Genomic DNA, 11,890 nt, shown 5'->3' with positions numbered 1-11,890 from the left:
TGCTGATGACGCAACTTCTAGTCGAGTCGGATCGCGGGCCTACGCAATCCTCGCGGGAATGCGGTTAAGCTGCGCTTTCCGTTTCGTCAGGCGGCGCTCGGTGCCCGGAGGCCGGCCACGAGGTCGGTGAAGCGGTCGCCCTGGACGAGGACGTGGCTGCGCAAAGCCTCCGCGGCACCGGCGTCGTCGCCGGCGACGATCGCGGCCACGATCGCCTCATGCTCGGCCAGCGATTGCGGCAGTCGCTGTCGGACTCGCAGTTGCAACCTGCGGTAGGGCGCCAAACGCCGATGCAGCGACAGGGCCTGCTCGGCCAGAAACGCGTTGCGGCTCGCCCGGTAGACCACCGTGTGGAACACGTAGTTCTCGGCGTAGTAGCTCTCGGGATCCTCCTGGGCCACGGCCGTCCTGCAGCCCGCCAGAGCCGCCTGCAGCGCCTCGGCATCCTCCGGAACCAGGCGGCGTGCGGCGAGCCGGCCGCAGGCGGCCTCGATTTCCGCCATGGCCTCGAACATGGCGAGCAGCAGATACGGCTCCGGCGCGCTTACGATGGCGCCGCGCCGCGGCTTGGTCTGGACAAGGCCGGTCGCCGCCAGTTGCAGCAAAGCCTCCCGGATCGGGGTGCGCGAGACGCCGAACCGCACCGCCAGCTGGTTCTCGTCCAATCGCGAGCCGAGAGCGAGTTCGCCCGAGACGATCTCGTCTTCGATCCGCTGTCTCAGGCGCTGGGCGTGGCTCATCCCCCCGGTCCCTCCGCGCCGACAAGCGGGCGCTGCCTTCGTCGGCTTCCTGGATCACCGGCCGACGTTCCGCCAGTCACATATGCTTCAGTATTGACAAAATATACAACACCGTCTTTCTTGCATACAAGCATCGCAACCCAGTATTGCGACGCACAAAATCGATGCCGCCGACGGTGCGGTGCGGGAGAGATCGATGACGCCGACACGTCGCACGCTGGTCACGGCCGCCTTCGCGGCGCCTGCCATCCTGAGATTCGGCCTCGGCGCCGCACAGGCCGCCACGGTCCTGAAGCTGTCGCATCAGTTCCCGGGCGGCACGATCGACGAGGGCGATTTCCGCGATCGGATGTGCCGCAAGTTCGCCAAGGCGGTTGGCGAGCGCTCGAAGGGCGCCCTGGAGGTCCAGGTCTATCCCGGCTCCTCCCTGATGAAGACGAACGCCCAGTTCGGCGCCATGCGCAAGGGCGCGCTGGACATGTCGCTCTATCCGAGCCCCTACGCGGGCGGCGAGGTGGCGGAGCTGAATATCGGCCTGATGCCGGCGCTGGTGACCTCCTACGCGCAGGCGGTGGCGTGGAAGACCGCCCCAGTGGGCCGCAAGCTCACCGAGCTGCTGGAATCGAAGGGTATCGTCCTGGTCTCCTGGGTCTGGCAATCTGGCGGCGTCGCCAGCCGCGAGCGGCCGCTGGTCGCGCCGTCCGACGCCAAGGGCATGAAGGTCCGCGGCGGCTCCCGCGAGATGGACCTGATGATGAAGCAGGCCGGTGCCGCCACGCTGTCGATCCCGTCGAACGAATCCTACGCGGCGATGCAGACCGGCGCCTGCGACGCGGTGATCACCTCATCCACCAGCCTGATCTCCTTCCGGCTCGAGGAACTCTCGAAGGCGCTGACCTCGGGCCGGGAGCGCTCCTACTGGTTCATGCTCGAGCCGATCATGATGTCCAAGACCCTCTTCTCCGGCCTGCCCAAGGACCAGCAGGACCTGATCATGGCGGTGGGCGCCGAGCTCGAAGCCTTCGGGCAGACCGGCGCCAAGGAGGACGACACCCGCGTCGAGCAGATCTTCTCCAAGGCCGGCGCCAAGGTCTCGCAGCTCGACGAGAAGTCCCTCGGCCAGTGGCGCGAGCTCGCCCGGGAGACCGCCTGGAAGGACTATGCCGGCCGCAATGCCGGCTGCGCCGAGCTGCTGAAGCTGGCGGAGCAGGTCGCGTGAGCCACGGCTTCGACGCGGCCACCGCGATCCCGGACGCGAAAGGCGCTGAGGAGCCCCGGCTCCCCGGCCTGCTCGGCCTCTTCGACCGGGCGCTGCGCGGCATCAACCGCGTGATCCTCGGGTTGGGCGGGCTCTGCCTCGTCGGCGCCTGCCTCGTGCTGAGCCACAGCGTCGTCGTTCGCTACGTGCTGAAGGAGCCTACCGACTGGCAGGACGAGATGGCGGTCTTCCTGATCGTCGGGGCGACCTTCTTCTCGGCCGCCGGAGTACAGGCCAAGCGCGGCCACGTCGCGATCGAGGCCCTGACCGGCCTGCTGCCGCCGGCGGTGAACCGGGTGCGGCTGCTGTTCGTCGACGTCGTCAGCCTCGCCTTCTGCGCATTCTTCGCCTGGAAAAGCTGGACCCTCGACCACGAGGCCTGGATCGACGGCCAGACCTCGCAATCGACCTGGGGGCCGCCGCTCTGGATCCCCTACACGCTGATGGCCGCCGGCATGACCCTGCTGTGCCTCCAGTTCGTCCTGCAGATCGCCGAGGCCCTGCTCTACGGGCCGCGGGCGGCGGGCTGGGCCAAGCCGAAGATCGGCATCGGCGCCGACGTGAACGCCGACATGCACGATGCGCCCGGGGTCACGCCCCGCGGGCCCGATCCGATGGGCCGGACGGTCGACGCGAGGGTGAAGTGATGGGCACGGCGGCGATCGGCTTCCTCTACGCGGGGGCCACCCTCGGGGCGATGCTCTCGGGCATCCCCATCGCGTTCGCGCTCGGCGCCGTGGCCCTGGCCTTCATGGTCGTGTTCATGCCGGGCGCCTCCCTCGATACGGTAGCGCAGAACGTCTACGAGGAGATGGCCTCGATCACCCTGCTGTCGATCCCGCTGTTCATCCTGAAGGGCGCGGCGATCGGGCGGTCCCGGGCCGGCCAGGACCTCTACTCAGCGATGCATGCCTGGATGCACCGCATCCCGGGCGGTCTCGGAATCGCCAACGTGTTCGCCTGCGCGCTGTTCGCCGCCATGGCGGGCTCGAGCCCGGCCACCTGCTCGGCGATCGGCTCGGCCGGCATCCCGGAGATGCGCAAGCGCGGCTACTCGCCGGGTTTCGCCGCCGGGATCATCGCGGCCGGCGGTACCCTCGGGATCCTGCTGCCGCCCTCGATCACCATGATCCTGTACGCGGTCGCCTCCGAACAGTCCCTCGGGCGCCTGTTCCTGGCCGGCATCGGGCCCGGGCTGCTGCTGGTGAGCCTGTTCGCGGCCTGGTCGATGGTCCGGTTCCGCTCGGAATTCGCTGCCGCAAAGGCGGTGCTGGAACGCGGCGGACCGGCCTCGCCGATCCTGGCCGACGAGCAGTACAGCATGGCCCAGCGCTTCTCGACGCTGCCGCGAGTGCTACCCTTCGTGATCCTGCTCACCGGCGTGATGGTGGCACTCTACGGCGGCTACGCGACGCCTTCGGAGACGGCCGGCCTCGGCGGGTTGCTGGCGCTCGGCCTGATCGCCGCGATCTACGGGGTGTGGCGGTTCCGGGACGTCAGCCCGATCCTGATCGCCACGTTGCGCGAATCGACCATGCTGATGCTGATCATCGGCATGTCGCTGCTCTACGCCTACGTGATGAGCTACCTGCACCTGTCGCAATCGGCCGCGGCCGCGATCGTGGCGATGCAGCTCTCGCCCTGGGTGCTGCTGGTGACGATCCTCGGACTGGTGATCGTGCTCGGTTTCTTCCTGCCGCCGGTCTCGATCATCCTGATGACCGCGCCGATCATCCTGCCGCCGCTCAAGGCCGCGGGCTTCGACCTGGTGTGGTTCGGCGTGGTGATGACCATCACCATGGAGATGGGCCTGATCCACCCGCCGGTGGGCCTCAACATCTTCGTCATCAAGAATATCGCCCCCGACATCCCGCTCTCAGACATCATCTGGGGCACCCTGCCCTTCGTGATGCTGATGGGGCTCGCGATCCTGATCCTGTGCCTGGTCCCAGGCATCGCCCTGTGGCTGCCGGACCTGCTTCTGGCGACGACGCGGTAGGAAACGCTTCACCGCGAACGGCGGCGCCGGTAACCTTGGCTGCGCGACCGGCGCCGCCGCCCTATCTATCTGCAATGACCGACCTTCAGACCATCCAGATGCTGCACACGGCGAACGTGATCGGCGAGGACGAGATCGACGCCAGCGTCGAGGCATTCCTCGACGGTGCCGTGGCCGAGCCCTACCGGTTCCGCAGCGGCCACCGAGTCAACCTGGTGAAGGCGGTGCGCAGCCACCCCGGCGCGCAGGAATTCGTCGGCCGGGCGAATGTCGGCACCCAGTTGAAGCGGCCGTTCGTACGCGCGGCGATCCTGCAGGCGCGGCCGTTGAAGGGGTGAACGGGCAAGGCCTGCGCTCGATCGCACGCGTCTGACCGTGTAACGGCGAGTTTGCGCAGGTTTGGGCCAGACGCCTACCTTGGAGCGCGATTAGCCCCCTCGCCCATGCGGGCTACGATGCTCCACATCGCTGCCGGATGAGGGCCACGGCCAAGCCCGAGCGCATCTCCCTCCCCCGCAGAGGGGATAGGGAGAGACGCGGTGTCTGCCGTGTACGTGGATTTGGATCGCTCGCAGAACGCGCCGCTATCGACATTCCACGAACTTCGCGCGGCACGCGATCGGCAAGAACTCAGCGCCCCTCGGATTTCTTCACCACGGCGCCGACGGTGTTCTTCTGCGACGGCGCCGCCGCGTTCAGCTTCGGGACGGCCTTCTTCGGCTTCTTCGTCTCGCGATTGCCGCGCTGCTTCTCGGTGGCCATGCTCTCGATCCTTCGGTTCGATGCGGGTGACGGGTCGGCACGGTCCGGGCGGCGATCCCCTACGGCTTGACGTGCGCGATGAAGCGCCCGCGGGCCCAGAGTTCGATCCGGTGTCCGTCGAGCAGGGTGACGGCGTGGCGCTCGGCCGCGTCGTCGTCCAGAGCATCCACCGGGACGGTCGCGCGGACGCTGCCGTTCGCGGAGAATCGGTAGGCCTGATAGGTCGCCGCCGCGCTGAGCGCGACATTCGGGAAGACGAAGAGATCTGCCATATGCCAGGCCGCCGATCACAGGCGGGGACATGGAGTCCTCAGTCACCGGAGCCTGTTGCCGCCCTTCCGGTAATCCGCTGATCCTGCGCCCGGTCGGGGGCAAAAGATAGTCTTTTCGCGGCTCGGCGCCGGGCACCGGCACGGGATTGGCCGCAGGACGCCAATCGCCCGTTTCGCGGCACCGCACGCATCATCTATGGACGACGCGACCGGGGTTCGCGGCGATGCTGCGCAGATCTTTCTGCCGTCGCCGTCGCGCCCTGCGTTGTTTGAAGGATACCATCCATGAGCCTTGAATCGGTCCGCGCGTTCTTTGCCGAGAAGGCGCCCGACATCGCCGTCATCGAGCTGGCCACCAGCACCGCGACGGTCGCGGAGGCCGCCGCCGGACACGGGGTCGCCCCGGCGCAGATCGCCAAGACGCTCTCGATCCGCATCGTCGATCAGGTCGCTCTGGTGGTGACGCGGGGCGACGCGCGGCTCGACAACAGGAAGGCCAAGGCGGTGTTCGGCGGCAAGGTCCGGATGCTCGATCTGGCCGAGGTGGAGGCGATCACCGGCCACCCGGTCGGCGGCGTCTGCCCGTTCGGGCTCATCGCGCCGCTGCCGGTCTATTGCGACGTCTCGCTCAAGGCGTTCGACGAGGTGGTCCCCGCCGCCGGAAGCACCCACAGCGCAGTCCGGATCGCCCCGGGCCGCATGGCCGAGCTGACCGGGGCCGCATGGGTGGATGTGTGCCAGGAGCCGGGGTGAAACTTCGGACGTGCAGACCGGGGCCGGTCGGCTGCTCAAGGGTAACGTAAGCGGAGGGATGCCGGGATCGGCCGAAAGCCCGCCGCGAGCCATAGGACGGCATCGATCGGGTGTGCCACGGCAAGCGATACCCCATCGAGCCGCTCATGGATCAGGACGGAGAGTTGGCGGGTCGTTCCGTCCCTCCTGGAAACGCGCTGCGTGTCACGGCGCTCCGAATCGTTCGTGACGAAGTCCGAGAGATTATCCGTCACCAGCAGATCAACACGATCAGCCATGCAGAAGGCCAGGACGCCGGCGTCCTCGCGATCCGTCATGGCGAGTTGGTCGCGCCCGGCCGTGAGCAGGGCCGGCTGGAGCTTCTCCGGACCGACCTGCATCAATCCCTCGACGGCATGGGGGAACCCTTCGGCCAGGTGATCCGGCAAGCCCTGTCGCTTGAGCACGCGCTCCAGGGTGCCAAGCATCTCCTGCGACACCATCAACTGAAGCGGAATGGTCCCGGCCGCGCAGGCCTGAACCATCGCAACCAGCCGCATCGGCGCCGTTCCGACGCGGCTGTGCTGCAAGGCCAGGAGGTAGGCGATCCAGACGTTCACATCCAGACAGACGCGCAGCACCACGCGCGGCGGTTCCTCACCACCGGCGGCAGGACCGGCGCCTGCGGTCACGTCTTCGCGGTGCTGAGCGCAGTGGCGACCTCAAGCATCTCGAGGTCGCCCATGTCTTCGGTGATGGGAGCCAGGGGCCGCGCGTTGGCGGTCAGCTCCGCGACGCGCACGAGATCCCGGCGCGCCGCCTCGACCCGAGCGGCGTTCTCCCGCGTACGCTGCTGCTCAAGCGTTTCGGTCGACCGGGTACGGGGGAAATCGGAGAGCGCCATCGCCGGAGGCCATATCTTCGGACGTTGCCCAAATGTAGCGCCGCGGCGCGCGGCGTTCAACGCGTGACCGGCGGCGATGCCCAGCTCACCGACCCGTCCAGGCCGGCGTGCGCTTGCCCAGAAACGCCTCCATGCCCTCGCGAAAATCCTGGCTCATGTAGCACAGGAGGATCAGGTCATCGCCCGGATGCGGCGCCCCGTCGGCGGTGGGCTCCTCCTCGGCGAGGCGGCGCAGGCCTTCCTTGGTGGCCTGCATGGTGAGCGGGGCGTGGCCGGCGAGCAGCTCGGCCAGGACATCGACCCGCTCGGTCAGCGCGGCGCGGTCGTCCACGACCTCGCCGACCAGACCGATCGCCAGCGCCTCCTCGGCGCCGACGAGGCGGGCGGTGAAGATGATGTCCTTCACCCGCGCCGGGCCGATCAGGCCGGAGAGCCGCTTGAGATTGCCTTGGCTGAGGCAATTGCCCAGCGTACGGGCGATCGGGAAGCCGAACCGGGCATCGCGCGTGGCGATCCGCAGGTCGCAGGCGGCCGCGATCGCGGCGCCGCCGCCCGTGCAGGCGCCGGCGATGGCCGCGATGGTCGGCACGCGCAGCCGCTCCAGGGCGCCGAGCACCCGGTCCATGAACCGCTCGTAGCCCAGTGCATCCTCGGCGGTCTCAAAGCTGCGGAATTGGGCGATGTCGGTGCCGGCCGCGAACGCCTTGTCGCCGGCGCCGGTGATGATCAGCGCCTTCACGGCCGGGTCGGCGGCGATCGCCTCGCAGCAGGTGATCAGCCCCTGGTACATCGCGAAGGTCAGCGCGTTGCGGGCCTGGGGCCGGTTGAGGACAATCCGGGCGATCCCGGCCTCGTCCGTGGTGAACAGCAGCTCGTCGGTGGCGGGCGTGGCACTCATCGCTGCGTCTCCGGATACGGAATCAGGCTGCGGTCTCGCGGACCACGCCTCTGTCGATCAGGCCGTCGATCTCGGCGGCGGTGTAGCCCGCCTCCGCCAGGATCGCCCGGGAATGCTCGCCGAGCAACGGCGCCGGGCCGTGGACCCGGCCTGGCGTTTCCGAGAACTTCACCGGCAGGCCCAGCGTCTTCATCCGGCCGACCCGGCTGTGCTCGACCTCGACCACCATCTCGCGGGCGAGCGCCTGCGGGTCCCGGTGCATGGCGTTGACGTCGAGCACCGGCCCGGCCGGGACGCCGCCGGCTTTCAGGCGCGCCAGCCAGACCTCCGAGGTCTCCGCCTTGAAGGTGGGCGCCAGGGTGGCGGCGAGGTCGTGGCGGTTGGCCATGCGGTCGCGGTTGAGCGCGAAGCGCGGATCCTCGGCGAGCGACTCGGCGTCGATCGCCTTGAGCATCCGCAGCCAGTTGGTCTGGTTGGCCGCCCCGATGGTGATCCAGCCGTCCGCCGTCTCGAACGCCTCGTAGGGGGCGTTCAACGGATGGGCCGAGCCCATCGGCCCCGGGGCGATCCCAGTCGCCATGGCGATGGCCGATTGCCAGTAGGTGTGGGTGATCCCGGCCTCGAACAGCGAGGTATCGACCGCCTGCCCCCGCCCGGTCCGGAGCCGGTGGGAATAGGCCGCCAGCACGCCCATGGCAGCCAGGATCCCGGCAGTGATGTCGGTCACCGGCGGCCCGCACTTCATCGGCGGCCGGCCCGGCCCCTCCCCGGTCACCGACATGAGCCCGCTCATGCCCTGCGCGACCAGATCGAACCCGGCCCGGTCGGCATAGGGCCCGGTGCGGCCGAAGCCCGAGAGCGAGCAATAGACCAGCGTCGGAAACTCCGCCCGCAGGGTCTCGTAGCCGATGCCGAGACGCTCCATGGTGCCGCCGCGGTAATTCTCGATCAGCGCATCGGCGTTGGCGAGCAGACGGCGCAGGACCGCGACGCCGTCCGGGTTCTTCAGGTCGAGGCTGAGGCCGCGCTTGCCGCGGTTCATCATCATGTAGGCGGCGCTCTCGCCCTCCAGCGCCGGCGGGACGGTGCGGCGGGTGTCGTCGCCGTCCATCTTCTCGACCTTGATCACCTCCGCACCCATGTCGGCGAGCATCAGCCCGCAGACCGGGCCGGCCATGATATGCGCCAGCTCGATCACCCGCATGCCGACGAGCGGCCCGGAACGTCCCGTCTGTTCCGCCATCGCGGCGCTACTCCCCGGCCGGCACGGTCGCCACGGGGCCGACCGGCCCGGTGACCGGGTCCACGAATTCACACTCGGGATGCATGGTGAAGGCCAGGGCGGCGCCAAGCAAGCACAGGCCGACCGAGCCGACGAAGGGCAGCGTCCAGCTCCCGGTGAGATCGACGATCAGCCCGAACACGATCGGCGAGACGATCGCGGCCACCGCCGAGCCGGTGTTCATCAGGCCGCTGGCGGTGCCGGCATATTTCGGCGCGATGTCCATCGGCACCGACCAGATCGGCCCGATCACCAATTCGGCGAAGAAGAACCCGGAGGAGAGCAGCAAAGCCACCAGGGTCAGGTCGCGGGTGAGGAACACCCCGGCCAGGCTCGCCGCCGCACCCAAGAAACCGACCACGATCACCGACAGGCGGGCGAGCTTCACGTTGCCGGTGCGATGGAGGATCGAGTCGCTCAACATGCCGCCGACCGTATCGCCGACGACTCCGGCGAAGAAAACCCCGGAGGCGAACAGGGCCGAGTTCTTGAGGTCAAGGCCGTAATTCTCCTTGAAGAAGCTCGGCAGCCAGCCGAGGAACAGCCACAGGGTCCAGCCGTAGCAGAAATACGTGATCGTCACCGGCAGCATGCGCCGGGTGAGCGCCCCCCACGGCACCGACTGCTTGGCCCCGACTTTCTTGGGCGGCGGCAGGGCCTCGAGCTCCTTCTCGGTGATGGTCGGGTGGTCGGAGGGATCGTCACGGAAATACAGATACCAGATCACCACCCAGATGAAGCTGACCCCGCCCAGGATCACGAAGCTGGTGCGCCAGCCGAAATGGACCATCAGGAAGGCCACGATCGGCGGCGCGACCGCGTTGCCGAGGCGGGCGAAGGCGTGGGTGATGCCCTGCGCGAAGCCGCGCCTGCCCGGCGCCGTCCAGTTCTGCATCGCCCGGGTCGCGGTCGGGAAGGTCGCGCCCTCGCCGAAACCCAGCAGGACGCGGGCTAGGAACAGGCTGATCAGGCCGCCGACCAGGCCGGTCAGGATCGTCGCCGAGGCCCAGATCATGCCGCAGACCAGGAGCGTGCGCCTTGCGCCGAACTTGTCGCCGACCGAGCCGCCGATCACCTGGAAGATCGCGTAGGGGTAGGCGAAGGCTGAAAGGATCAGCCCGAAATCCGTCTTCGACATGCCGAATTCGCGGATGATCTCGGCACCGGCGGTCGCGATGTTCACCCGGTCGAGATACGTGATGAAATACATCACGCAGAGCAGGCCGAGCACGCCTTGGGTGGCGCTCACGCGCTTCAGCATCGACCGTTCCTCCGCTCAAGGACGCCGCGTTTCGCGGTCGCCGGGCGCCTCGTCCCGGGGACGGGCGCTCTTTGGTATTCGTTATTCAAACGTTTCTTGCGCCGTAAGGCAACCGTGCGTGGAGGGGCTCGGCACGAATTCAATTGGGTGGCGGGAACGCGAAACGGGAGCCGTGAGGCTCCCGTTTCGGTTTTTCCAGACCGTCTAGGCGGCGCTTAGACGGTAGCGGGCTGCAGCTGTCCGGTCTCCGTCTCGGTGCCCAGCGCCTTGCCGCGCGGGCCGACCCAGCTGCCGACCCACTTGCGCTGCCACAGCATCAGGCAGCCGAGCACCGCGGCGGTGAACACCGCGTAGCCGATGAAGCCCGTGGAGAACGAGCCGGTATATTGCTTCGACATACCCATGACGTTGGGCAGGATCGCGCCGCCCAGCGCCCCGACCTCGCCGATCATCGAGCCGGCGACGGCGGTGTTGGACGGCCAGCGCAGGGGCACGAGCTGGAACAGCGCGCCGTTGCCGGCGCCGAGCGCCGCGAAGCAGAGCATGAACAGCAGCGTGGTCACGGCGAGCGAGGGCGTTGCCATCAGCGACAGGAAGGTCGCGATCGCGGCCAGCAGCACCACCGACAGCACCGCGATCCCGCCCATCCGGTCGGCGAAGTAGCCGCCGACGATCCGGATGCCGGAGCCCATGAAAGCGGCCAGCATGGTCAGACGCCCGGCCTCGACCTTGGTGACCGAGAACTGCTCGTAGAAGAAGGTCGGCAGGAAGTTCGACAGGCCGACGAAGCCGCCGAAGGTGATGACGTAGATCAGCGAGAACGCCCAACCATCCTTGGTGAACAGGCAGGAGATGTGCTCCTTGAAGGACTGGTGGGCGTTGTCCGGCGGCTCCTTGGCGAACACGATCATGACCGCGAGCGGGATCAGCATCACCACGCCCGCGAAGGCGTAGGTGGTCTGCCAGCCATAGGCCTGCGCGAGCGGCGGGGCGAACAGGACGGCGAGCACGGTGCCGGAGTTGCCGGCACCCGCGATGCCCATCGCCAGGCCCTTGTGCTCCGGCGGGAACCAGCCCGAGCCGAGCGACAGCGCCACCCCGAAGGACGCCCCGGCGATGCCGAGCAGCACGCCCATGGCGAGCACGTCGTTGTAGGACGAGACCACGAAGTACCCGTAGGCCATCGCCAGCATGATCACGCTCATCTCCGTGATCGCGGCGTTCTTGCGGCCGATATACTGGGCCAGGATCCCGAGCGGGAAGCGCATCAGCGCACCGGCGAGGATCGGCAGCGAGATCATGAAGCCGGTCTGCGCCGGGGTGAGCTTGTAGGTCTCGGTGATGAACGGGCCCATGGCACCGTTCAGGACCCAGATGGCGAAGCAGAAATCGAAGTAGAGGAATGCTGCGAACAGGGTCGGGGGGTGCCCCGACTTCATCACCGTCTTGAAGCTGGCCATAGCTGGTGCTCGTCTAAGGGAGGCGAACCGTCACGCGGTCGCTCATGCCGGGGATCCGGACTCACACCGTCCGCTGTTGGGAGCGCCGTTGCTCCGCCGCCGCAGCAAGCGCGGCGGAGCGGGCAAGGCATCATGCGTGCCAGCGTTTGGGGGATCGAGGAGCGACGAACACGGCCTCCCATCAACCGACAACGTCATTGCGAGCGTAGCGAAGCAACCTAGGGAAACGCATTGTTCTGAAATAGCGAGCATCCCCGGGATGCTGCGCTCCCCTGGCGAGCACGATGTGGACCGCTGACAGCGTCGCTACTATCCATACCTC

General features: G+C 68.1%; 14 protein-coding genes. 5 read left to right on the top strand and 9 right to left on the bottom strand.

The annotated features are described in order from the left end of the window. Positions 1 to 86: 86 nt before the first annotated feature. Entirely contained in the window at positions 87 to 740 is a 654-nt protein-coding gene (locus MKL09_RS27945; protein ID WP_244025229.1) for a GntR family transcriptional regulator, read from the bottom strand. A 196-nt stretch (positions 741 to 936) separates the two neighbouring features. Here MKL09_RS27945 and dctP point away from each other — a divergent pair, with 196 nt between their 5' ends. From dctP to MKL09_RS27925, 4 genes are all read left to right on the top strand, one after another. Next, positions 937 to 1,959, top strand: a complete 1,023-nt coding sequence (dctP, locus tag MKL09_RS27940) for a TRAP transporter substrate-binding protein DctP (protein WP_244025228.1) — start codon at positions 937 to 939, stop codon at positions 1,957 to 1,959. Beyond that, entirely contained in the window at positions 1,956 to 2,645 is a 690-nt protein-coding gene (locus MKL09_RS27935; protein WP_244025227.1) for a TRAP transporter small permease, read from the top strand. Before dctP ends, MKL09_RS27935 begins: the two co-directional genes overlap by 4 nt. After that, positions 2,645 to 3,997 (top strand): TRAP transporter large permease, encoded by a 1,353-nt coding sequence (locus tag MKL09_RS27930; protein ID WP_244025226.1) that lies wholly within the window; start codon positions 2,645 to 2,647, stop codon positions 3,995 to 3,997. The genes MKL09_RS27935 and MKL09_RS27930 overlap by 1 nt, the downstream gene beginning before the upstream one ends. Before the next feature lie 74 nt (positions 3,998 to 4,071). Continuing rightward, positions 4,072 to 4,335, top strand: coding sequence for a hypothetical protein (locus MKL09_RS27925; RefSeq protein ID WP_244025225.1), 264 nt, complete (start codon positions 4,072 to 4,074; stop codon positions 4,333 to 4,335). Between the two features lie 292 nt (positions 4,336 to 4,627). On the opposite strand, the gene MKL09_RS32140 is transcribed toward MKL09_RS27925, so the two are convergent. Together MKL09_RS32140 and MKL09_RS27920 are read right to left on the bottom strand one after the other, a co-directional pair. Next, the gene (locus tag MKL09_RS32140) at positions 4,628 to 4,759 is read right to left on the bottom strand and encodes a hypothetical protein (RefSeq protein ID WP_279606159.1); all 132 of its coding nucleotides are present in this window, start codon (positions 4,757 to 4,759) and stop codon (positions 4,628 to 4,630) included. Between the two features lie 59 nt (positions 4,760 to 4,818). Continuing rightward, a complete protein-coding gene (locus MKL09_RS27920; protein WP_244025224.1) occupies positions 4,819 to 5,031 on the bottom strand; it encodes a hypothetical protein in 213 nt (70 codons plus the stop codon). A 285-nt stretch (positions 5,032 to 5,316) separates the two neighbouring features. Here MKL09_RS27920 and MKL09_RS27915 point away from each other — a divergent pair, with 285 nt between their 5' ends. Continuing rightward, a complete protein-coding gene (locus tag MKL09_RS27915; protein WP_244025223.1) occupies positions 5,317 to 5,784 on the top strand; it encodes a YbaK/EbsC family protein in 468 nt (155 codons plus the stop codon). 35 nt (positions 5,785 to 5,819) lie between these two features. Here MKL09_RS27915 and MKL09_RS27910 read toward each other — a convergent pair whose 3' ends face one another. From MKL09_RS27910 to MKL09_RS27885, 6 genes are all read right to left on the bottom strand, one after another. Further along, positions 5,820 to 6,407 (bottom strand): PIN domain-containing protein, encoded by a 588-nt coding sequence (locus MKL09_RS27910; protein WP_244025222.1) that lies wholly within the window; start codon positions 6,405 to 6,407, stop codon positions 5,820 to 5,822. A 44-nt stretch (positions 6,408 to 6,451) separates the two neighbouring features. Then, on the bottom strand, positions 6,452 to 6,667 hold the full coding sequence (locus tag MKL09_RS27905; protein ID WP_244025221.1) for a hypothetical protein: 216 nt from the start codon (positions 6,665 to 6,667) through the stop codon (positions 6,452 to 6,454). 85 nt (positions 6,668 to 6,752) lie between these two features. Further along, positions 6,753 to 7,565, bottom strand: a complete 813-nt coding sequence (locus tag MKL09_RS27900; RefSeq protein ID WP_244025220.1) for an enoyl-CoA hydratase/isomerase family protein — start codon at positions 7,563 to 7,565, stop codon at positions 6,753 to 6,755. 22 nt (positions 7,566 to 7,587) lie between these two features. Next, positions 7,588 to 8,808 carry a CaiB/BaiF CoA transferase family protein gene (locus tag MKL09_RS27895; RefSeq protein ID WP_244025219.1) on the bottom strand — a complete coding sequence of 407 codons (1,221 nt, stop codon included), beginning with the start codon at positions 8,806 to 8,808 and terminating at the stop codon, positions 7,588 to 7,590. Positions 8,809 to 8,815: 7 nt separating this feature from the next. After that, entirely contained in the window at positions 8,816 to 10,108 is a 1,293-nt protein-coding gene (locus MKL09_RS27890; protein WP_244025218.1) for an MFS transporter, read from the bottom strand. Between the two features lie 215 nt (positions 10,109 to 10,323). Continuing rightward, positions 10,324 to 11,568: a nitrate/nitrite transporter gene (locus tag MKL09_RS27885; protein ID WP_244025217.1), complete on the bottom strand. Its 1,245-nt coding sequence runs from the start codon at positions 11,566 to 11,568 to the stop codon at positions 10,324 to 10,326. Positions 11,569 to 11,890: the final 322 nt, after the last annotated feature.

Origin of the sequence: Methylobacterium sp. J-048, from assembly GCF_022829515.1 — a bacterium.
Taxonomy (GTDB): domain Bacteria; phylum Pseudomonadota; class Alphaproteobacteria; order Rhizobiales; family Beijerinckiaceae; genus Methylobacterium.
Note: the sequence above shows the minus strand (reverse complement) of the source record. Positions and strands in the feature narration are given on the sequence as shown.

Excerpts from the sequence above, each read along its gene's own strand:
- dctP (WP_244025228.1), top strand. The coding sequence starts at position 937 with ATGACGCCGACACGTCGCACGCTGGTCACGGCCGCCTTCGCGGCGCCT.
- MKL09_RS27920 (WP_244025224.1), bottom strand. The coding sequence starts at position 5,031 with ATGGCAGATCTCTTCGTCTTCCCGAATGTCGCGCTCAGCGCGGCGGCG.
- MKL09_RS27890 (WP_244025218.1), bottom strand. The coding sequence starts at position 10,108 with ATGCTGAAGCGCGTGAGCGCCACCCAAGGCGTGCTCGGCCTGCTCTGC.
- MKL09_RS27945 (WP_244025229.1), bottom strand. The coding sequence starts at position 740 with ATGAGCCACGCCCAGCGCCTGAGACAGCGGATCGAAGACGAGATCGTC.
- MKL09_RS27925 (WP_244025225.1), top strand. The coding sequence starts at position 4,072 with ATGACCGACCTTCAGACCATCCAGATGCTGCACACGGCGAACGTGATC.
- MKL09_RS27930 (WP_244025226.1), top strand. The coding sequence starts at position 2,645 with ATGGGCACGGCGGCGATCGGCTTCCTCTACGCGGGGGCCACCCTCGGG.
- MKL09_RS27885 (WP_244025217.1), bottom strand. The coding sequence starts at position 11,568 with ATGGCCAGCTTCAAGACGGTGATGAAGTCGGGGCACCCCCCGACCCTG.
- MKL09_RS27895 (WP_244025219.1), bottom strand. The coding sequence starts at position 8,808 with ATGGCGGAACAGACGGGACGTTCCGGGCCGCTCGTCGGCATGCGGGTG.
- MKL09_RS27905 (WP_244025221.1), bottom strand. The coding sequence starts at position 6,667 with ATGGCGCTCTCCGATTTCCCCCGTACCCGGTCGACCGAAACGCTTGAG.
- MKL09_RS27915 (WP_244025223.1), top strand. The coding sequence starts at position 5,317 with ATGAGCCTTGAATCGGTCCGCGCGTTCTTTGCCGAGAAGGCGCCCGAC.
- MKL09_RS27900 (WP_244025220.1), bottom strand. The coding sequence starts at position 7,565 with ATGAGTGCCACGCCCGCCACCGACGAGCTGCTGTTCACCACGGACGAG.
- MKL09_RS32140 (WP_279606159.1), bottom strand. The coding sequence starts at position 4,759 with ATGGCCACCGAGAAGCAGCGCGGCAATCGCGAGACGAAGAAGCCGAAG.